The organism is Secundilactobacillus muriivasis, from assembly GCF_054785195.1.
Map to the genome: position 1 here is coordinate 1 of NZ_BAABMI010000070.1, position 20,513 is coordinate 20,513.

General features: G+C 46.7%; 20 protein-coding genes. 8 read left to right on the forward strand and 12 right to left on the reverse strand.

What is annotated here, in order from left to right:
• Nucleotides 1-256: 256 nt before the first annotated feature.
• From ACYVR3_RS14205 to ACYVR3_RS14230, 6 genes are all read right to left on the reverse strand, one after another.
• Nucleotides 257-493, reverse strand: coding sequence for a hypothetical protein (locus ACYVR3_RS14205; protein WP_461244776.1), 237 nt, complete (start codon nt 491-493; stop codon nt 257-259).
• Nucleotides 493-885 carry a hypothetical protein gene (locus ACYVR3_RS14210; protein WP_461244777.1) on the reverse strand — a complete coding sequence of 131 codons (393 nt, stop codon included), beginning with the start codon at nt 883-885 and terminating at the stop codon, nt 493-495. Before ACYVR3_RS14210 ends, ACYVR3_RS14205 begins: the two co-directional genes overlap by 1 nt.
• A 199-nt stretch (nt 886-1,084) precedes the next feature.
• On the reverse strand, nt 1,085-1,612 hold the full coding sequence (locus ACYVR3_RS14215; RefSeq protein ID WP_461244778.1) for a zinc-ribbon domain-containing protein: 528 nt from the start codon (nt 1,610-1,612) through the stop codon (nt 1,085-1,087).
• A gap of 57 nt (nt 1,613-1,669) precedes the next feature.
• A complete protein-coding gene (locus ACYVR3_RS14220) occupies nt 1,670-2,815 on the reverse strand; it encodes a hypothetical protein (protein ID WP_461244779.1) in 1,146 nt (381 codons plus the stop codon).
• Nucleotides 2,816-2,879: 64 nt separating this feature from the next.
• Nucleotides 2,880-3,404, reverse strand: a complete 525-nt coding sequence (locus ACYVR3_RS14225; RefSeq protein WP_461244780.1) for a hypothetical protein — start codon at nt 3,402-3,404, stop codon at nt 2,880-2,882.
• Nucleotides 3,405-3,420: 16 nt separating this feature from the next.
• Nucleotides 3,421-4,026 (reverse strand): zinc ribbon domain-containing protein, encoded by a 606-nt coding sequence (locus ACYVR3_RS14230; RefSeq protein ID WP_461244781.1) that lies wholly within the window; start codon nt 4,024-4,026, stop codon nt 3,421-3,423.
• Between the two features lie 240 nt (nt 4,027-4,266).
• Between ACYVR3_RS14230 and ACYVR3_RS14235 the strand changes: the two genes are divergently transcribed.
• Entirely contained in the window at nt 4,267-4,581 is a 315-nt protein-coding gene (locus ACYVR3_RS14235; protein ID WP_054735499.1) for a helix-turn-helix domain-containing protein, read from the forward strand.
• Between the two features lie 585 nt (nt 4,582-5,166).
• Here the strand turns inward: ACYVR3_RS14235 and ACYVR3_RS14240 are convergent.
• From ACYVR3_RS14240 to ACYVR3_RS14250, 3 genes are all read right to left on the reverse strand, one after another.
• Nucleotides 5,167-5,664, reverse strand: a complete 498-nt coding sequence (locus ACYVR3_RS14240; RefSeq protein WP_054735525.1) for a GNAT family N-acetyltransferase — start codon at nt 5,662-5,664, stop codon at nt 5,167-5,169.
• A gap of 209 nt (nt 5,665-5,873) precedes the next feature.
• Entirely contained in the window at nt 5,874-7,076 is a 1,203-nt protein-coding gene (locus tag ACYVR3_RS14245; RefSeq protein ID WP_461244782.1) for an aminotransferase-like domain-containing protein, read from the reverse strand.
• Nucleotides 7,077-7,078: 2 nt separating this feature from the next.
• Nucleotides 7,079-8,080 (reverse strand): ketopantoate reductase family protein, encoded by a 1,002-nt coding sequence (locus ACYVR3_RS14250; RefSeq protein WP_461244783.1) that lies wholly within the window; start codon nt 8,078-8,080, stop codon nt 7,079-7,081.
• 551 nt (nt 8,081-8,631) lie between these two features.
• Between ACYVR3_RS14250 and ACYVR3_RS14255 the strand changes: the two genes are divergently transcribed.
• The 5 genes from ACYVR3_RS14255 to ACYVR3_RS14275 all read left to right on the forward strand — a co-directional run bounded on the left by ACYVR3_RS14255 (nt 8,632) and on the right by ACYVR3_RS14275 (nt 11,363).
• Nucleotides 8,632-9,075 (forward strand): MarR family winged helix-turn-helix transcriptional regulator, encoded by a 444-nt coding sequence (locus ACYVR3_RS14255; protein ID WP_461244784.1) that lies wholly within the window; start codon nt 8,632-8,634, stop codon nt 9,073-9,075.
• A 3-nt stretch (nt 9,076-9,078) separates the two neighbouring features.
• A complete protein-coding gene (locus ACYVR3_RS14260) occupies nt 9,079-9,708 on the forward strand; it encodes a YczE/YyaS/YitT family protein (protein ID WP_461244785.1) in 630 nt (209 codons plus the stop codon).
• 126 nt (nt 9,709-9,834) lie between these two features.
• Nucleotides 9,835-10,263 carry a MarR family winged helix-turn-helix transcriptional regulator gene (locus tag ACYVR3_RS14265; RefSeq protein ID WP_461244786.1) on the forward strand — a complete coding sequence of 143 codons (429 nt, stop codon included), beginning with the start codon at nt 9,835-9,837 and terminating at the stop codon, nt 10,261-10,263.
• Between the two features lie 20 nt (nt 10,264-10,283).
• Nucleotides 10,284-10,718: a GNAT family N-acetyltransferase gene (locus ACYVR3_RS14270; protein ID WP_461244787.1), complete on the forward strand. Its 435-nt coding sequence runs from the start codon at nt 10,284-10,286 to the stop codon at nt 10,716-10,718.
• A 6-nt stretch (nt 10,719-10,724) separates the two neighbouring features.
• On the forward strand, nt 10,725-11,363 hold the full coding sequence (locus ACYVR3_RS14275) for a GyrI-like domain-containing protein (RefSeq protein ID WP_461244788.1): 639 nt from the start codon (nt 10,725-10,727) through the stop codon (nt 11,361-11,363).
• A gap of 1,568 nt (nt 11,364-12,931) precedes the next feature.
• On the opposite strand, the gene dnaB is transcribed toward ACYVR3_RS14275, so the two are convergent.
• The 3 genes from dnaB to ACYVR3_RS14290 all read right to left on the reverse strand — a co-directional run bounded on the left by dnaB (nt 12,932) and on the right by ACYVR3_RS14290 (nt 17,048).
• On the reverse strand, nt 12,932-14,323 hold the full coding sequence (gene dnaB / locus ACYVR3_RS14280; protein WP_461244789.1) for a replicative DNA helicase: 1,392 nt from the start codon (nt 14,321-14,323) through the stop codon (nt 12,932-12,934).
• 113 nt (nt 14,324-14,436) lie between these two features.
• Entirely contained in the window at nt 14,437-14,889 is a 453-nt protein-coding gene (gene rplI / locus ACYVR3_RS14285) for a 50S ribosomal protein L9 (RefSeq protein WP_461244790.1), read from the reverse strand.
• Between the two features lie 134 nt (nt 14,890-15,023).
• Nucleotides 15,024-17,048: a DHH family phosphoesterase gene (locus ACYVR3_RS14290; protein ID WP_461244791.1), complete on the reverse strand. Its 2,025-nt coding sequence runs from the start codon at nt 17,046-17,048 to the stop codon at nt 15,024-15,026.
• Nucleotides 17,049-17,239: 191 nt separating this feature from the next.
• Here ACYVR3_RS14290 and ACYVR3_RS14295 point away from each other — a divergent pair, with 191 nt between their 5' ends.
• Both ACYVR3_RS14295 and adhP read left to right on the forward strand, forming a co-directional pair.
• Nucleotides 17,240-18,661, forward strand: coding sequence for a DHA2 family efflux MFS transporter permease subunit (locus ACYVR3_RS14295; RefSeq protein ID WP_461244792.1), 1,422 nt, complete (start codon nt 17,240-17,242; stop codon nt 18,659-18,661).
• 515 nt (nt 18,662-19,176) lie between these two features.
• Nucleotides 19,177-20,193: an alcohol dehydrogenase AdhP gene (gene adhP, locus ACYVR3_RS14300; RefSeq protein ID WP_054737454.1), complete on the forward strand. Its 1,017-nt coding sequence runs from the start codon at nt 19,177-19,179 to the stop codon at nt 20,191-20,193.
• Nucleotides 20,194-20,513: the final 320 nt, after the last annotated feature.

Here is a 20,513-nt window from a genome sequence, read left to right on the forward strand (position 1 = left end):
ATGACGGCATTTCGACATTCGGGTTACTCAAACCCCTGACTGCCCATCATAAGATATTAACCAGTTATCACGCAGTGCTTAGACACCGTGGTAGCTGGTTTTTTTGTGTGATCATCTTGTTATCCATCCGCATAGCAAGTGTTGTTTGTTTTGCACGTTACACATGCGAAACTGGATCTAAAGACGACCACAATTAAAAACCGTAGTGGGGGCTATTACGCAACCACTACGGTTTTTCGTCTCTAAATTCCTAAACTCAAAAAATAATCCGCTGCCACTCTTCCTCCGTCATTTCCGCAATCGGCGTATTCGTCCGAATGGCCTTTTCAACATCCGCCTGCATCGCTTTAACCCCAGCTTCCAAAACGCCCGGCTCATTCGCATATCTCGGCTCCCACCAACCAATAATTCGATCTGGAAATGGCCTATTAAAATGCGCTTCGTATCGTTGCTTCAACTGGTTCACTTTATTATTAAGTTCTTCATTCACCATCAAAACAAATTCCCATCATCATGATGGCTCTCAAAATAACCATCCTCATACCCATTATCATAATCAGTTGAATCGATTCCGTGGCCAGGACGCTGATCTTTTTTTGCAAACCAAAAGAGGATCTTAACGAACAACCAGAATGAGCCCCCAAGTAAAACAACCGTTTCAACGCCTGCGACAGCAAACAGTCGAACACCCGGCCAGATAACGCTGGCAATCACTAAGATGACGATGGGAATTGACCACCGCTTCAATTGCATCTTCAACTTCGCTAATCTCACTCGGGTATTAGCTCGCCGTTTAATTCTTTTAACGTCCCTTGTTTTACCGTTCACGTTGCCGGAAAATGGCATGACAACGTCGTTATATCTGAAACTCGAATGCTTGCTCATCGACTAGTCCTCCCCTTTGGCTCTAGTGAATGTCATAATCACTCATTAACTATTATTATGTGGGGCTTTCACTGCTATTATACTGCTTTCAGCTGTTTAGTTACCAAAACAAGCTAGATTGTATTTAAAATCATCCAACAGACACAAAAACGGTGCCCTTAAGCGCCGTTTTTGTGATGTTTAAGCCTATCATTTTGTCCTAATTAGCCTTGTTTCTTGGTGCATTTAAAAGCATCAGAACATAGGGATAAATGTTAACGATTGGCACAAGCAGCAACCAGCCAAGCTTCCAATTGTAGCCTAAATATCTAAGCCGTCGCATGCAAGCTGATGTCAAGGCAACATCTATTAAGTCTAATGGTACTAAATAAGTCACTGACATCAGCGACAAAATCACATCAACAAGAACGATCCATAAGCTAAACCATAAAAACGCCCACCAAAAAACTGACTTCCGACTTTCAGCGACCTTATTTTTCCAGAAACCAATATTATTGGAAGCATACACAACGCTTCCCCAAAATCCCAGTTGTTGCTGAGGTTCTTCAACCGTCACCGGTTTCTCAACCTTCTTCGGTTGATACGCCACCGGCCGCGCCATCGCCGGTGAAATCGGTTCTGGCGCTTCCTTTGGTTCATCTTTAACGTCAATTACCTTGGTCCCGCAAGCTGGACAAAACAGCGCAACATCTTCCAGTTGCTGACCACAGTTCGTGCAAAATTTCATTCCGACATCCCCATATTAATATCCGCAATCCATCACGCCTCTTTAAATTTATTTACACTAATTACGTTCAAATGTTTGAGACCAAGTTTTAGTGGCCGTGCGATAGTACCACATAATCGTATTTCCAGATTTAGCATCCTCAGTATATTGTGTCCAAATCGCATTATTGGCTAATTCATGAGTAAATTGAACACTTGGGTCAGTCGGGGCCATATTACCAGCGCCCGCATTATCCGGCGTATTTCCTAATTGATAAAATGGCGTATCAACTGGCACAATCGTCACATCTGTACCTCGGACAAATCCTTTTTCACCATCGTATTCAACCGGTACATTGCCGAACAACATCGTATTTGAATAGAACCAAAAAATTGGGTAATCAGGATTATCAGCATTAACTTCACCCTTGGCGTAGACTTTGATCGTCTTGATCACTTTTCCATTTTCGTTGAGTTTCTTGGGATACCCCTTACCCTGTGCGTCTGGATATAAATAAAGTGAGCTTCCTGGAGATGAAATATAGTATTCCGTTGCAGTTCCACTAAACGGATCTTTATCCGTTACTGTAGTACTATCACCACTATTATCAGGTTCAGTCGCATCACTATCTCCGGATTTATTAGTATCAGTAGCATTGGTATTCCCAGCACCAACCGACCCCTTCACCGCACTCAACTGCCCCTGCAAACTATCAATCTGCGCCTGCAACTTCGTCACATCCGCCGAACTCGTCACAGGTGCCGCTGGCGTACTAGCTGCTAGCTGACTTTGTAGCGCCGACAAGCGCTGCGACAATTCAGCAATCTGCTGTTCCAGCGCTGAGATTTTCGCGTCACTTGCCGTTTTAGGCGTCACCTTGTTCAAATACCCGTGCCACAACCACCCTGAAGCTTTTGCACTTTTAACGTAGTAATAAATAGCCTTATTCCCATTAGTTTTTCGAACAACCGCTTCCTTTGAAACTGAGAATTTAGTGTTCGAATAGTTTTTAACGTTATGAACCTTCTTCGTTAACTTAGCGGTGCTATACAGATATCCATTGGCGCCCTTCACCGCTTTATAGTTAGCCGTTTGAATCGTTTTAACCTGTAGCACTTTCGCTGTCGCTTTAGCACTCGCCGACGTCCCCTGAACGCCAGTCAGCACGCCGCTAAATACACCAGCTGAAACCATCGCAATTGCAAGTTGCTTCGTTAATTTCATGGTATGATATCCCCTAACTATTAAGTTGATCCTCATCTACAATCAAAATTACCTTTATATCTAGCTAACCACTGTTACCCTTTGATAAAGTATCAGCTCCGCTTTCAACCGATGCCGCAGTTGCTTGTTCATCGTCACTCATCATTTCAATCTGACTTTCAGCATCAAGTCCGGTTCTTGCCGCCTTCACCAACCCATCACCAGTTACCATCAACGTCACACTACCGATCCCGTTAGCTACCGAATTAAAACTAATCACACTTAAATTGGCTGCCCCATCTAGGTCGTTAACGTCGAGCACTTCTCTAAGTTTATTGAACAAGGCTTCCATGGACGCCTCATAGTCGGCGTTCAGTTGGCTAGTAACCGTCACGCAACCAGAAACCGGCCCGACTGTCTGATATGTCACTGGAACGGCACCAAATAAAAGCGGTTTACTGGCTGCATCCGCTTTAAAATAAAGCCCATTCTCAACGTGTAGCTTCACCGGTTCGTTTTCAAGGCTTTGACCGCATTTGATACAAAACTTCGCATCGCCCTTACTCTGAGAGCCGCAAACTGGGCAAATTTTATACGCTACTTTTTCCACTCGTCTGATGCCTCACTTAGTTATCTTCCGCCCAGTTATAACCAATTTTGGTCCCGCGGCTATCCCAGAACACCTTCGTGCTATCCCACGGGTTTTCGATGTACGTATAGTACGCTTCCTTATATTTAGAGCCCATTTTACCTTCAACCCCGTCAATAAAGCGCTGATACTCGGTCGTCACATCGTCAATTTCAGATTGGTTGTCACCGTCCTCAACGTATTCAGTGAAACTGGATCGAATCGCTGACCCAGATAACGTTTTAATCGTGAACGTGTTCTCCGATTTAGAGTAGTAGACCTGAACCTCATCATCACCGAATTCCTTATTGGCAATCGTCTGGCCGATATCAGCCGTTGCCTGTGCTGACCGGTGATTCAAATAGAAACTGTGCCCACCGACAATGAGCACAATGCCAACAATAATCACACCAATAATGGCACCGATCCAACCATTGCCACTGCTTTTATGTTTTTCGGTAACGGTGCTCGCCGGTGATTCTGGTGTCGTTGTTGCCTTAACCGTTGAATCCACCGGTTCCGCATCCGCAAATGATGCGCCACACTTTGCACAAAACTTAGCCGTATCATGATTTTCAGCACCACACGCTGGACAGTATTTCATCGCCATCTCCTCCTACCGTCACGGTTTGACTAATACTCGTTTTGCCGTATTTGGCATAACCCTTAGCTTCACTACCACCCGGCCCCCTAAATTTATTAAGTTTATTGTTTATAGTATAAGAATACTAGTATCATAGGACAATTTTACCGCAATCGGTATAATTTTACTACATATCAATCAAAGTTATCCCTGTCGAAATGCCTTCAAAAATAAGAAAGTGGCAGTGGAGGTGTCGCATCCATGAATAGTAGTGATATTTCAGCCAAAATTCGCCATCTCAGACGCGTAAGAGGTTATAGCCAATTCAAGTTAGCCGAATTAGCGGATGTTTCGGAGTCCCTGATCTCAAAAGTCGAACAGGGCAAGGTCCCGAACCTCAGCATTCCCATGCTAGCTAAAATCGTTAACGGGCTTGGCCTACCACTGAGTGACTTCTTTGCGGATGATGATGTGCTGAACCATTCAATCGTAACTGAAAAACTGCAGCAGTTGCCTGCCGAGAAGCGGGATGAAGCGTTACGGTTGGTACTGCAGATGCTGGATTTGATGAAGTGATTTTTAATTTAACGCGTCTATAAAAGGCACCATTCAAAAATTGAATGGTGCCTTTTATAGACGTGCTAAAGAAATTCGTCAAACCGCATTATCGTTAAGTTCAATCCATAATCGGCACCTCTATTTCACGAAATAGCCGTTTTCGCAAAATTCAATGCGAGAATATCACTTCTATTTACCGAAAATCGCTTTTTCAGCAAATTCAACTCGCTAAGCCGCTTTCTAATTCACGAAAATCGGCTTTTCGGCAAATTCAATCTCGAATTTCTCAACTTAAATTCTCAAAATACCATTTTCTCAATTTTCACGCCAATCAAAAAAGAGGCTGGGAAAAAGTCCATATTGGTAAGCATCAAACTAATTTCTTAACTTAAAGTGAGTTAAAAATTTCACTTTATCTCAAGACTGTTATCTAGTCTAAACGCCAATAGGCTTCCAAGCTTCGCTGGGTCGTGCGCCAAAACTCAAGTCCCGGCCATATAAGAAAGCCGGCCCGTAGATTCCAAAATCAGGAATCCACGGCCCGGTTTTCTTATATTCTGGAACCTAAACGAGTTTTTGCCCACTCTCTCTCTTCCAATTCAATTAATCAAACCGCCGCCCCAAAATATCCAGGCTTCGGTGTTGACCATCCATCAGCGCAACGTCTGGCAAGTGGCCCCATTCTTCAAAACCGTTCTTCTTGAACAGGCCCTGACTGGGAATGTTGTGGTGGAAGATAAAGGCGACTAAGGCATCGATCCCTAGACCATCAAGCTGTGAGAACACAAAGTTTAACGCGTGTTGACCCAGCCCTTGATGCCGGTAGTTTTCGTCAATATAGATGCTGATTTCCGTCGTCTTGTGGTAGGCGGGACGGCCGTAGAACGACTCTAAGCTTACCCAACCGGCGATTTTGTCGCCATCCTTCATCAACCAGATTGGCCGTGAGTTCGGGTCAAATTGATCAAACCAAGCTTGTCGCGAGTCGACTGAGACGGGATCTAAGTCCGCTGTAGCGAGTCGACTGGGGATAATTTGGTTATAAATGGCAACGATTGTGGGCAAATCAGCCCGGGTAGCATATTCATAAGTAACGTCCATGTTAGAAAACCTGACTTTCAACTTAATTTTTTTCATCATACGCCCTTTTGGAAGAAAATACCACGTGCCATTGCGGTGTTAGCAACTACGTTTAATCCCTTTTGAGTTCTGTTTCTACTATATTAGTGGCTGCTTTAATTAAAAAAATGCGTTGACCAGCATTAAGCTAGTCAGCGCATTTTTAGATGCCATAAAAATTTCAATTGCGCTTAATCAGCCGCAACTGTTTCATTCATCGTTTCTTCAATCGCTTTCCCTAATCGTTGAATACCAACCTTGATCTGGTCTTCGGCCATGTTAGAGTAGTTCAACCGGAACGTCCCTGGAATCACTTTATCCGCGTAGAACGGTTCGCCAGGAACGAAGGCCACGTTATTGGCGATGCAGGTATCAAAGAGGTCCTGTGTGTTGATGTTGCCTGGGACTTCCACCCAGATGAACAACCCACCTTCAGGGTGACTGTAATGCACGTTTTCCGGGAAGTATTCTTGAATAGCGTCCATCATGATGCCTTCACGCTTCCGGTAGACCTGCTTGATCTTAGCGATGTGGTCATCAATGTTGTAGGTCGCCATGTATTTGGCAATAATGTGTTGGGTTAAGTTATCGGAGTGGACGTCGACGGTTTGTTTCATCAGCGTGAACTTCTTGATCAGCTTCTTTTCGGCAACGACCCAGCCGATTCGAAGGCCTGGTGCTAGAATCTTCGAGAAGGTGCTCATGTAGATGACCCGTTCCTCGTGTTCAAAGGTCTTCACTGGTGCCACGTCTTCGCCCGCAAAGCGGATGGCGCCGTATGGGTCGTCTTCCAAAATCATCACGTTGTACTTGTCGGCGATGTCGATCATCTTTTGACGGCGGTCAGCTGGCATCGTGCGGCCAGTTGGGTTTTGGAAACTTGGAATCGTGTAGATGAACTTGGTGTTTGGGTTGGCTTGAACCGCCGCTTCCAACGCGTCCATCTTCATGCCATCGTCGTCCATTTCAACGCCAACTAAGTGCGCGCCGTAGCTGCGAAAGACGTCCAACGCACAGAGGTAAGTCGGTTGTTCAACGATCACCGTGTCACCGGGGTTAATGAAGCATTTAGCCGTCAAATCAATTGACTGTTGGGACCCGGTGGTAATAATGATGTTGTCGGTATCACAAGTGATGCCCTGCTTGTTCATTCGCTTGGCGATTTGGTCGCGCAACTCAGGATCACCATTAGCGATGCTGTACTGAAGCGCTTGGCGGCCAGATTCGTCATAAACGGCATCGGTCACTTGTTTGAGTTCCTCAACTGGGAATAATTCTGGTGCAGGGAGGCCGCCCGCAAACGAAATAATGTTGGGATCGCCGGCGACCTTCAGAATGTTGCCGACGGGATCTTCGTCACTGACTGGTACGTTTCTCGAAAATTGATAGTCCATACTTAGGCCTCCGCTTCCGCTGTTTGATCAGCCACGTTACCTTGTGGTTGGTGGTACTTACGCATCATTTCTGCCATGTGGACTTCGTGAACGACAAATTCATGGGTCCGGCAAACGTAGTCGTGTTCGCGACCAATTTTAGCAATGTAACCGTTGATGTAATCGACTTCGGTTGGACGACCCTTTGAGAAGTCTTGGTACATTGATGGGTAGTGGTACTTGTAAGCTTGGCTGACGGTGATGACGGAATCAGTCTCTTCTTGCCGGGTTTCAATCAAGTGAATGCCGGCACGTTCGCAAGCGTCAAAGGCTTCGTTGAAGAGTTGTTCGGACATTGCCCGGACACCATCGTATTCGATGAATTGTCCCATTTGCATTTCAAACATCGTGCACAACGTGTTGGTCACCGCGTTGAAGACGACCTTTGACATGCACATGCCTTGCCATTCGTCTGAGAAGACGGGGCCCAACTTAGCAGCGGTGAAGTCGTCGAAGATACCTTGAACCGTAGCGTCTGGCTTTTCGTTGTTGTACCGGGCCATGTGCATCACTTCGGTGCCTTCAGCACCCATGAAGTCAACATTGGCAGGACCATCCATCCGGGTAGCAATCATGGCTGAACCACAGACGATGTGGTCTTTAGGAAAGACCTTTTCAAGTTTTTCGAAGTGCCCCATGCCGTTCATTGCTGAGAAACAGTACTGGTCGTCGTGGAAGATCCCGGCCTTGGTATCCCGTTCGATTTCATCAGCCAATTGCATTTGCTTCTTGAAGACGATCCAAACGTCTGGATGGCCCGCATATTCTTCTGGGTAGTAGATGTTAATTGGAATGATGCGACGGTTTTCATGGTCTCGAGCGACCGAAACGCCACCCTGTTCCCGAATCTTTTCAACGTTTGGTTCCCAAGTATCGATAAAGTCGACGTCCACGCCGGCGTTTTCCTGCAACATAACCCCGTAACGCATACCCATTGCACCTGCACCAATAATTCCGTATTTCATTAAAATCCACTCCTTTTAGATTAATTCAGTTAAAGTCAGCTATGTAATTACGACGACGAAAAACGCCCTTTGGTCAAAGACCAAAGGGCGTTTAGTAACGCGGTACCACCTTAATTCAAATTGCCACTACAGCAATTCCTCAGCACGTACAGCAAGTGAACTTGCGATACGCTGCACAGTAAGGGGTGCCACCCGTTTGCCTCGTAAAGCAAACCCGTCGAACCGAGTCTTTCACTCGATAGTCCTAATGCCGTCTCACCAAACCGGCACTCGCTTCATAGGGCTATCCAGTTAATCCACTGGGTCAAATCCTTGTCGTCGTATTTAAGATTGACTGTAGTTTAGTCCCCTGAATGAGAATCTGTCAACTTTTTTTAATTTATTTGTTCAAAATTGGGCAACGAAATTCAAACGTAATCCCCGATATAATAACATTTACAGTTTACTAAAAAACTTTTAATTTTGATTCAAATTCAGCTCTCATTTGACATTAATGCGCGTTTTTTTAATAATGGACATATCCATTAATTAATCAAAGGAAGTTTTGCCAAATGTCAGAACAGTATCAACTAAGCAAATATCTAGCGGCCACCTACCGCCTCTCGAAGAACGACTTCAATCAGCAACTTGCTGGCTTGGACGTTCGGGCGACCGAAAGCGACCTACTCCTCTTCATTCTGGATCATCCTGAACGCTCTCAACGTGAAATCGCGTTAGAAATGGTGATCGACCCAAGTTTACTGGCGCGCGACCTCCGCGATTTAGCGCAGCGTCAATTGGTCACTCGAGTTAGCGATGTTAAGGATAAACGCATCAAACGCATTACGTTAACGGCCACTGGTGTTACCCTAGCTAGACAACTCCAAACCGTGATGGATACGTGGTGGACTAACTTCTTTAATACCCACCCAGAAGTCGATCAGACGAGCTTCACGACTCAGCTAAAACGCGTCTACCAAGCACTAACGTCGTTCCCGTCATCAAAGGAGTTCTAGTTCATGTTAAAACGGTTTTGTTTATTGTTACTCGGGATTATTTTAATGGCTGCCGGGGTCGCGTTATCCCGGGTTGCGGCGTTGGGCACGTCGCCAATTTCTAGTATTCCGAACGTCACCAGTCTTGTCAGCCATCTGACGTTAGGCCAGACGACGATTATTTTTATGATTGTCTTGATTCTATTGGAAAAACTGATTTTGAAACGTCGCTTCACTTGGCGCAATATCGTGCAGTTGATTCCCAGTCTTTTCTTCGGCGTTTTCATTGATGGGTTCGTTCGCCTCTATCAAGGGTTGCCACTGACAACCTACTGGGCTCAGCTCATTGCAACGTTGATCAGTATTGTGATCCTTGCGCTTGGCGTTTACTTTGAAGTTAACTCCCAAGCCATCATGATGCCGGGGGAAGGCCTCACAACCGCCATCAGTTTAGTTACTGAACGGCCTTTTTCACAGGTGAAAATTCGGCAAGATCTCACCATGATGGTCATTGCGGCCGTGATTGCGCTGGTCTTCCGTCATTCACTATCCGGTATTCGGGAAGGGACGCTGTTATCCGCAGCGTTAACGGGGCGAATCGTAGAAGTTTATACAATTCATTTTCGGCGGTTAACGGCTTGGATGAAAGCCTAGCTTTCGATTCGAAATTGGTTAAGGTTGCGCCTAAGCGCAACTTTAACCAATTTTTTTGACTTTTTCTCGACAAATATACATCAACTGCATATAATGGACAAAAGCCACTAAAAAGGAGGCCTTCACATGTTAACCACAGCACAACTCGCTGGTATGCGCCGCTTTGACCGCAACTACACCTATCGCTTAGGCTTATTAGCCAAGCACGTTTTCGACACTAACTTATCCTGGCCGGAAGCGCGGGTACTGATGTTAATTGCCGAAACGGCGCCAACGTCACCCAAAACAGTGGCGGCCGGCTTAGCCCTTGATCGTAGCTATACCAGTCGATTGATCAACCGACTAATGGCCCAATCGTTGTTAACGAAAACGCCATCGCCCGAAGATTCTCGAGCGGTAATTTTAGAATTAACAGCCGCTGGCAAGCAGCTCAACGACACCTTGAACCAATTGTCAGATCAACAACTGCGTCAATTACTTGACCCACTCTCACCAGAGGAGCAACAGCAAGTCTTTGACGCCATCGAGACGCTCAACCGCCTCCTACTACCCTAATCTAGAAAGAACGTGACCCTATGTGGACAACTAAACCATTTTCAGAACTAACTGCAACCGAACTCTTCAATTTTCTCAAATTACGCGTCGCCACCTTCGTTGTGGCGCAAAAGCGAATCTATCAAGAAGTCGATAATAACGACGCCATTGCCGTTCACGTTTTCGATACTGAAAACGACGAGGTGATCGCCTACGCGCGGGTATTTAAACACGGTGAAACCGTGACGTTTGGCCGGGTTGTGACGGCGGAATCGCATCGCGGAACCGGTCTGGGTAACACGCTGATGGACCAGATCATGGCCGCCATCGACACATATTTTAAGGGGCTACCCATCGAAATCGAAGCTCAGGTTCAAGTCCGGGGTTACTACGAAAAATTCGGCTTTACCGCCGTCGGTGACCCGTTCATCTTCGAGTCCACCCCCCACATTAAAATGGTCCACGACGCCCTTTAGGAGGCTATGATGACAAAATACGAATGGCGCAAAGCTGAAAAAGACCTGTACCTGCCTAAACAACTCGGCATAGTCGATGTGCCAACTAGCAACTACCTCACCCTCGAAGGCACAGGCAACCCAAATGATGCAATTTTCAGCGACCAGGTCCAATCACTCTATCCAGTTGCGTACGCGTTACGAATGGGCTACAAAAAGGGCCTTTACGGCGATCCATTTGAATATACGGTCTATCCGTTAGAAGGCGTCTGGACGACCGCAGATGGCTCCCGTGGTGCCCAATTAAACAAGGACGCTTTGGTGTATAAAATTATGATTCGCCAACCCGACCAAGTTACGGCTGACCAGGTGACTGACGCGATTGCAGCTACCCGTGAAAAGAAGAACGTGCCGTTTCTGGATCAAGTCCACTTCGAAACCTACACCGAAGGCCCATCGCTTCAAATGATCCACGTTGGCCCGTTTGATACGGAGGGTGAAACCTTTGCGAAGATGCAGGCTTATCTGGCTGAGCACGGTCTAACCAAAACAACCACGATGGGCGCTTATCAACACCGAGAAGTCTACCTATCTGATTTTAGACGAGTAGCACCTGAGAAGCGCAAAACCCTGTTACGGTACCGGTTAGCGCCATCCGCCAACTAGCCGTTTAGACTTTCTTAATGACCTTAACAGATTATTTACCGCATCTTTACCTTCTCGAAAGCATTTCTTCACACTTTCAACACAATTCCAGGTTATGATAACGTCATAGTCAATTAGGACTCCTAATTGGCTACCCCTAAACCTGATAACGATGATGTTTCCTCCCCCTAAATGGAACATCGATTAAATAAGCAACGTTATCCTCCCCTCGATCCCTCACCGTTCCCTAAGCGGTGGGGGATTTTTTTAGAATAGAGAGCGGAGCAAAACGTTTTGAGACTGGAGTATAGGGGCGTCCAAGTAATACTGACTGTTTTTTGGTCAGTATTACTTGGACGCCCCTATATGCAAGTCTCAGTTTTGCGGCGCTCATTTCGGCGCAGGCTAATCAGTGCAGTATTGTCAATCGACTTCACAATACTGATGATTACTGCCAACTACAGCCAAATTAGCGCCGAAAATACGTAATAGTAGTGCTCGTCGCCAGTACCACTTTGAAACAGATAAAGTACTCCGGTTTTTGGGGTTTGTGTTGGAAGGGCCTTATGTGCAAGTCTTTGCTTTGCGGCGCTCATTTCAGCGCAGGCTAATCAGTGCAGTGACGTCTATCAACTTCACAATACTGATAATTACTGCCAACTACAGCCAAATTAGCGCCGAAAATACGTAATAGTAGTGCTCGTCGCCAGCACCACCTTGAAACAGATAAAACACCCTGAGTTTAAACCTGTGTCAGTAACAACTTATGCACAGGTCTCCGCTTACAAATTTTCTTTTGGTATAGAAACTGAAAAACCACAATAAACATCACTAAAACCTACCCTAAACCCGATACCTAAATTCTCACAACCATCCCTCGCTTGACTTTTCCCCGCCAACCTGTAATACTACTAAACGGTGCCAAACCATGGCGAGATTCCAAAGATCGGCGCATTCGTGCGTTCCGAAGGTCAGCGGGCTTGCCAACGAGTCGCTTATCCCTTGTGGATGGGCGGCTTTTTTGTTGTGGCATTGAAAAAGCGGCATGGGGACTTGGTGGATAAGTCTGCATGCCGCTTGGTTTTTAGTGGTGTTTTTGTTGATAAGTGGATATTGTTTGATGCGCCTGCAACGACCTATCTATTTCAGAGCAGTGCTGGCGACGCTCATTACTACTACCTATTTTCGGCGCCAATTAGATTTTAGTTAGCAATTACCGTCATCATTGTGAAGCTTGCTGACGCTACCACCTTCATTAGCCTGCGCCGAAATGAGCTTCACAAAGCAGAGACTTGCACGTAAGGCCTCCTCACCACAAATCCCAAAACCCGAGTATCTTGCCTATTTCAGAGTAGTACTGGCGACGCTCATTACTATTACTTATTTTCGGCGCCACTTGAACTTCCTTGTTGGCAATTATCGTCATCATTGTGAAGCTTGCTGACGCTACCATCTTCATTAGCCTGCGCCGAAACGAGCTCCGCAAAGCAAAGACTTGCACATAAGGCCTCCTCACCACAAATCCCAAAACCCGGGATTTCTGGCGAGGAGGCCTTATGCTCCAGTCTTTAACCGCTTTGCTCCGCTCTCTACTCCTGCGTATACGCCACCGAAGAAAACTTATTAAACGACTTCACAAACAACAGTTTCACAGTCCCACGTGGACCCGACCGGTTTTTTTCGATAATGACTTCGACTTCACCCACATCTTGGATGCCCTCGTCATTGCCACCACCGTTATTATCGTTGTCGTCATCATCGCCGTCTTCTCGCTCGTAATAGTCATCACGATACAGGAAGGAGACGATGTCGGCATCTTGTTCAATTGACCCTGATTCACGAATATCGGACAGCACTGGTCGCTTATCTTGACGTTGTTCCACGCCACGAGACAGTTGTGACAGTGCGATTACCGGCACATGCAGTTCCTTCGCAAGCTTCTTGAGTTGCCGCGAAATGGCTGAGACTTCTTGTTGCCGGTTTTCGGCGCCGCTACTTTCGATCAGTTGCAAGTAATCCACTAGGACTAACCCAAGATTACCGTTTTGTTCCTTATCCAACCGGCGACATTTTGCCCGAATCTCGGACATCTTGATGCCGGCCGTATCGTCAATGAAAATCTTCGCTTTGGATAAACTCCCCATGGCAACGATTAAACTTTGCCACTCGTTTTCTTCCAACTGACCCGTCCGCAAATGGTTGGCGTTGATACTGCCTTCCGCACACAACATCCGGCTGACCAACGACTCGGCACTCATTTCCAAACTGAAGATGGCAACGGCCTTATCCGTTTTCGTCCCCACGTTTTGCGCAATGTTCAACGCAAAGGCGGTTTTCCCAACGGCTGGCCGGGCAGCCAAGATCATGAGTTCATCATCGTGGAGTCCGGTCGTCATCTTATCCAAATCCGGATAGCCCGTCGATAACCCGGTAATTGTGTCACCCTGTTGTGACAGCCGATCAATTTCTTCAAACGTGTTGTTCAACACATCCTTGATCATCTTAAACCCGGATTGATTCCGCGCTTCGGTGACGTTCATGATGGCCTGTTCAGCACTATCCAATAACTCCGAAACGGGCGCATCTTCGGTATAGCCTTCCGTGACGATCTTCGTTGCCGTTTGAATCAACCGCCGTAACGTCGCCTTATCACTCACGATTTTGGCGTAGTAGCCTACATTGGCTGCCGTTGGAACGGAGGTGGCTAATTCACCAATGTATGGCATGCCGCCAACATCGTCCAGCTGATTTTGCCGAGTTAACTCATCGGTAACGGTCACCACATCAATGGCTTCGTCCCGGTCATTTAAGTCGACCATCACTTGGAAAATCAATTGGTTAGCGCGTCGATAGAAATCCTCAGCCTGAAGCTGTTCCATTGCATCGACTAACGCGTCACCACTAAGAAAGATCGCGCCTAACACCGCTTTTTCGGCGTCGATATTTTGGGGTGGCGTTTGATCCCTTAACCCTTCACTCATACATACTCTCCTAGCTCTTAACCGCAGACAGGGCCGCGACAAGCTTACTTGCCATCGACCCTGTCATTAACGCCATTTCAACTACTACCGATTGATATCGATAGCTCTCGTGGTTACTTTTCGACCACGTGGACCCGAATCTTTGCGGTCACGTCCTGGTGTAATTTCACTGGGACGTTGATGAAGCCCATCATCTTGATGGGTTCCCGTAGTTCGATTTTTCGCTTGTCCAATTTAATACCATACTGCTTTTCTAAGGCTTGGGCAATTTGTTTGCTTGGGATCGAACCAAATAAGCGACCGTCAGTGCCGGCCTTGGCAGTCAGTTCAACGACTGTCTTGCCGTTTTCCAAGGTCTTCTTAACGACTTCAGCCTCTTCCTTAAGCTCTTCTTCACGCTTAGCTTCGGCCTTTTGTTGGCCCTTTAATTGGCTCATGGCTTGGCTCGTTGCGGCCTTCGCCTTCCCCTGCTTAATTAAAAAGTTTTGGGCGTACCCGTCAGGCACATTCTTAATTTCGCCGCGCTTGCCTTTACCGCGAACGTCTTGTAAAAAGATTACTTTCACAGTAAGTCCTCCTTTAATCAAATGTGGCGGTAACCGTCGACATTTTTATCATGATCTCATGCGCTAAATCACCGACATCACCATCGATTTTTCAAACACACGCTCGTAAAATAACTCTACCATAATTGGGCCAATTATTCACCCTCAGATGTGATCGTTTCAGACTCGGTATTAGTCAAAATACCGACCAGTTGGGCCTTCACATCAGCTACCGTACTGTCAGCAATTTGGGTCGCCCCACTAGACAAGTGACCGCCGCCACCCATCTGTTCCATAATGACTTGAACGTTAACTTCGCCCATGCTCCGAGCCGACACACCAATGCGTCCGTCTTCGCGGTGGGTGATGACAAATGACGCGTCAACGCCGGACATATTCAACAAATCATCCGCCGCTTGAGCCGCCGTGACCGGATCATAAATTTCATCCGGTTCACCAGCGACAACCGCCATATCCGGTGTCACAAATTCAACCAGTTCAATCAAGTGATTGCGTTGCAGATAACTGTCCACGTTTTCCTTCATAAACAGCTGCATTTGAACCGAATCGGCGCCGGCTGACCGTAAGTAACTAGCGGCGTCGAAGGTCCGAGAACCCGTCCGCAATGAGAAGGATTTGGTATCAATAAAGATCCCCGTCAACATAGCAGTTGCTTCGATTTTGTTGATTGGTTCGCTCTCTTGAGATTGATACTCAAACATTTCCGTAATCAACTCACAAGTTGAGCTGGCGTAAGGTTCAATGTAAACCAACATTGGGTTTTCAGGGAACTCCTCGCCCCGCCGGTGATGGTCGATGATCATCACCCGGTTTTCAAGGCGTTGATAGAGTTCTGGTGAAATCGACAATGACGGCTTCGAATGATCCGCCATGACCAGCAGACTTTGTTTGGTCATCTTGCTGAGCGCTTCTTCAGGTGTGATGATCGATTCAAAAATCTCTGGGTAGTCCCTTAATGACACCAACAACCGTTGCACATCCGAGTGAACCGTTTCTTGGTCCAGCACAATGTAGCACGGTTTTTGGTTCATCTGCGCGATCCGCCGAATCCCAAGGCAAGCCCCAATCGCATCCATATCCGGCTGCTGATGTCCCTGAACGAAGACCATATCAGCCTGCGACATCAGTTCCTGCAGGGCTTGGGAAATCATCCGTGCCCGAACCCGCGTCCGCTTCTCCATTGGGTTGGTCTTGCCACCATAGAAGCGGGCTTCGGCATCCTGAGCCCGAACGACAACTTGGTCGCCACCTCGGCCTAACGCCAAATCAAGGTTGCTCTGCGCCTGATCCGCTAACCGGGTTAAATCAGAGCCACCGTAAGCGATCCCGATACTTAACGTCAACGGGAAGTTTTGCTTGGAGGTGCTCTCCCGAATCGTGTCTAAAATACTAAACTTGTCCGCTTCAACGGCCCGCATGGCCTTCGCATACATGAACACCAAGAAGTGGTCGTCATCCAGCCGTTTGAGGTACATCCCGAAACGTTGCGCCCAAGCCGACAGTTCGTTGGTCACGTAGTTTCTTAAATTCGAAATATCCTGATCCGTCATCGACTGGGTGATTTCGTCGTAGTTATCCAAGAAGACTTGCCCAATTGCAACGCGTTCATTTTCATAACGCTGTTCGATCTGAGTAAAGTGCGTCACTTCCATCAGGTAGACCGCTCGGAAATCCCGTTGCACTAAAAATGAAAATTGGCGGTCATTCCAAGTCACCGTCTGTGGGCCGTCATCGTCAACGTGGTCCATAATGAGCTTTTCCAACTCCGGATCAACGTCACTTAACCGGCGACTTAACACTGCTTGGTCCCCAAAATATTGCTGTAGGTACGGATTGACCCATTCAATGGCATCGTTATCGCCAAAAATCAGCACCCCAACGGGCATATCGATCAGTGCCTCTTGTTCACCCCGGTTGATCCGGAAAGACAGGTCAGCAATGTAGCGGTTCATGTCGCCGCTAATTTCGTTCATCGTGTTGAACGCGAAGATCAAACTCGTGATCACCGCCGCTAACGCTGCAATCCCTAAGATCCAGGAAAACAAAAAGGCCAGCACGATGCCAATCACGGACAGCACCATGATAAACACGGCGAGCCCCCGCAGACGCTTATTTCTTAAAAATTCAGGTAAATTATCCCGTGAAAAAAAGCCGTTCATTCCCGTGCGCTCCTAATTTAGTGGTTGCTTTGTAATGGGTATATTTTATCACAAATGACGTTGGAGGGTGGGCCAAAACCATACAACTAAATGGGCGTGTTCGAAAAAAACACTTACGAAGCCGCAAATTTTCTGGTAATGTAACCAACTGTTTACATCAATTATTTTCAGAAAGCTGGTCAATTTGCCTTATGGAACAAGAAGCAACTTTTAATGCCAGCAAGCCACGGGTGGTTGTTAAACACCCCGCACTCGCGATGGCAAGTATGTTAATCGGCGCCTTTGTCGGTATGTTTTCAGAAACATCCCTCAATATCGCCTTACCGAAACTGATGGTAAGCCTAGGCGTCACTACAGCCACAGTTCAGTGGTTGGTTACTGGCTACATGCTGATCATTGGGGTTATTTTACCCCTCAACAGTTTGATTACGAAGTGGTTTACCACACGTCAAGTTGTGATCTTTGGACTCCTCGATTTTCTCGTTGGGGCCATCATCGCCGCTTTAGCCCCGAGTTTCCCGATCCTATTAGTTGGTCGGATGATTCAAGGAATTGCGACTGGGTTGATCCTTCCGCTGATGTTTGCGGTCGCCATGCAGGTTTTCGCACCCGCTAAGTTAGGGACCGCGATGGGGGTCTGCGCCCTCGTCATCATGTTTGCGCCCGCCATTGGCCCGACGTTAACTGGTCTAATTCTCGCCAAACTCTCTTGGCACTGGATCTTTTGGGCTTTCGTACCGTTCTTAGCGATCGCCCTTTTCTTCGCCCTCACGTCATTGGAAAATGTCGGCGAATTAACGCGGCCTAAAGTCGATGTCTTATCAATTCTCAGTAGTGTCATCGGCTTCGCAAGCGTCGTCACTGCCGTTAGTTTCGCCAGTTCTCGCGGTTGGGGCTCACCACTCGTGTTAGGCCTCTTGGTCTTCGGGATCGTGGTCTTAGTCTTCTACGCTTACCGTCAACTGCACATCGCCGAACCAATTTTGAACCTGAAGATTTTTGCAAAACCCGCCTTTCGGGCTGGCGCACTTATGGTGATGCTTGATTTCGGGATCATCCTTTCAGCAATGTACATTTTACCAATGTACATGCAAAAAGGACTGTTGTTGCCAGTCGCAATGACCGGGATCATCATGCTACCCGGTGGGATCGTTAACGCATTGGTTTCTGCCGTTTCCGGTCGGTTATTTGATAACTTCGGCGCCAAATGGCTCACCCGAATCGGCTTTATCATTGCCGTGATTGGTGGCGTGATGTTACTCACCACGGGGACCCACACCGCAGTCGCATTCGTTATCGCCGCCCACATCATTTTGATGATTGGCTGTCCACTCGCGATGTCGCCCGCTCAAACCCACGCTTTAAGCGCCTTAACTGGCCCAACTTCTGGTGATGGGAGCACCATCATGAACACCCTTCAGCAAATCATTGGGGCCATTGCAACGGCTTTGGCAACCAGTTTGTTGAGTATGGGCCAAGCGGCTAGTCATCTCAACGCCCAAGGCGCTTTCACAGCCGGTGTTCACGTTGCCGTTTACCTGCCCGTTGTCTTGGCAGTGATCGCGTTAGTTATTGCTTTCACAACCCGGTCATTTCGGAAAACGGAAAATTAATCATCGTCACGGCAATTCAAACCCATTATCATTTTTAAATAAATAATCTGACCTAATAGTTAAAACTAATACCCATTCATAAAATGAGTACAAAATCAATTTGGTCTACTTCGAAACAGGTGTGCTACAGCGCTGATACTAAGCGTTAGTAGCGCACCTATTTTGTTATCGGCCTACTTGATTTAAAATATTAACGTTATAGTTAATTTTATTGGTTGATTATTTGTATCACGTGATACACATTTTCTTTTACGCTATCACTATTAGAAATAATTATTTAAATTTAATATTTTAATAAGTTCGTCAACAAACGATTGTTTCAAGATAGTTATTGCACAATTGTTCGTATCTAGCTGAAAAAATATCACTCTTGTACATTATTTAACAATTAATTCCGAGTTTTATATGCTAACTTTTAGTCAACGAAAAATCCCGGCCTTGACAAAATGATAGCGCTTTCATAAACTGGATATGTTGGTGCACCGACCAATACGTTGGAAGAAGGTTTCATTACTATGAAAGCCGCTGTAGTACGTTCAAATTCAGATGGATATGTTGACATTAAAGACGTGAAATTACGTGACATCAAGGCTAACGAAGCGTTAGTTAAGGTGGAGTACTGTGGCCTGTGCCACACCGACCTTCATGTTGCCAATGGTGACTTTGGCGAAGTGCCAGGTCGAATCATTGGCCACGAAGGCGTCGGCATTGTCACAGAGGTCGGTGATAGTGTTACGAGTATCAAACCAGGCGATCGCGTTTCGATTGCATGGTTCTTTAAGGGTTGCGGTCACTGTGAATACTGCTTAACTGGCCGCGAAACATTATGCCGTGACGTTGAAAACGCTGGTTACAACGTCGACGGCGCTATGGCTGAAGAAGTCATCGTCGACGCCGATTACGCCGTCAAAGTTCCTGACAACCTCGATCCAGTTGCTGCCAGTTCAATTACCTGTGCCGGTGTGACCACCTATAAAGCACTCAAAGTTGCTAATATTCACCCAGGTGAATGGATCAGCATCTATGGTGCCGGTGGTCTGGGCAACTTAGCCATCCAATGGGCTAAGAATGTCTTCAAAGCACACGTCATTGCAATTGACATTAACGATGACAAGCTCGAAGCTGCCAAAAAGGTTGGGGCTGACTTAACCTTCAATTCTAAAGAAGCCGATTCTGGCAAATGGATCCAAGAACAAGTCGGTGGCGCCCACGCTTCCGTGGTAACCGCCGTTTCACAAATTGCCTTTGATCAAGCCGTTGACTCCGTTCGTGCTGGTGCACGGGTCGTTGCCGTTGGTTTACCAAAGGGTAAGATGGAATTATCCATTGTTAAAGTCGTCCTTGATGGGATTCAAGTTGCTGGTTCATTAGTTGGTACCCGTCAAGACTTAGCTGAAGCCTTCCAGTTAACTGCTGAAGGCAGCGTTAAGCCAATTGTTGCAACTCGTAAATTGGACGAAGTAAATGATATTATTGATGAAATGAAAGCTGGTAAGATCGAAGGCCGGATGGTCGTTGACTTTACTAAATAATTAGTGTTAAACGAAGAATTTAACCTTCTCAACTACAAAACTACAACCTACAGATAAACGAGTCATCCCTCTCAACGATGACCCGGGGCGCCCGCCAAGATAGATAAGTGTTCGTAACAACTTGTCGACCTTGGCGGGCGTTTTTTTGTTGTGTCACTTTGTACGTTGATATGTTGCATTGACTATCGTTTGTGTCCAGCGTAAGCATGTTTAGTTTGTGAAATTCGGTGATTCTGGTTTTGCATAGTGGGAGGATGCCGCGGGAGGCTCCGGCGCTATGCGAGGCTGGAACGCAGTGGCGGGCCTACGAGCTAGGAATG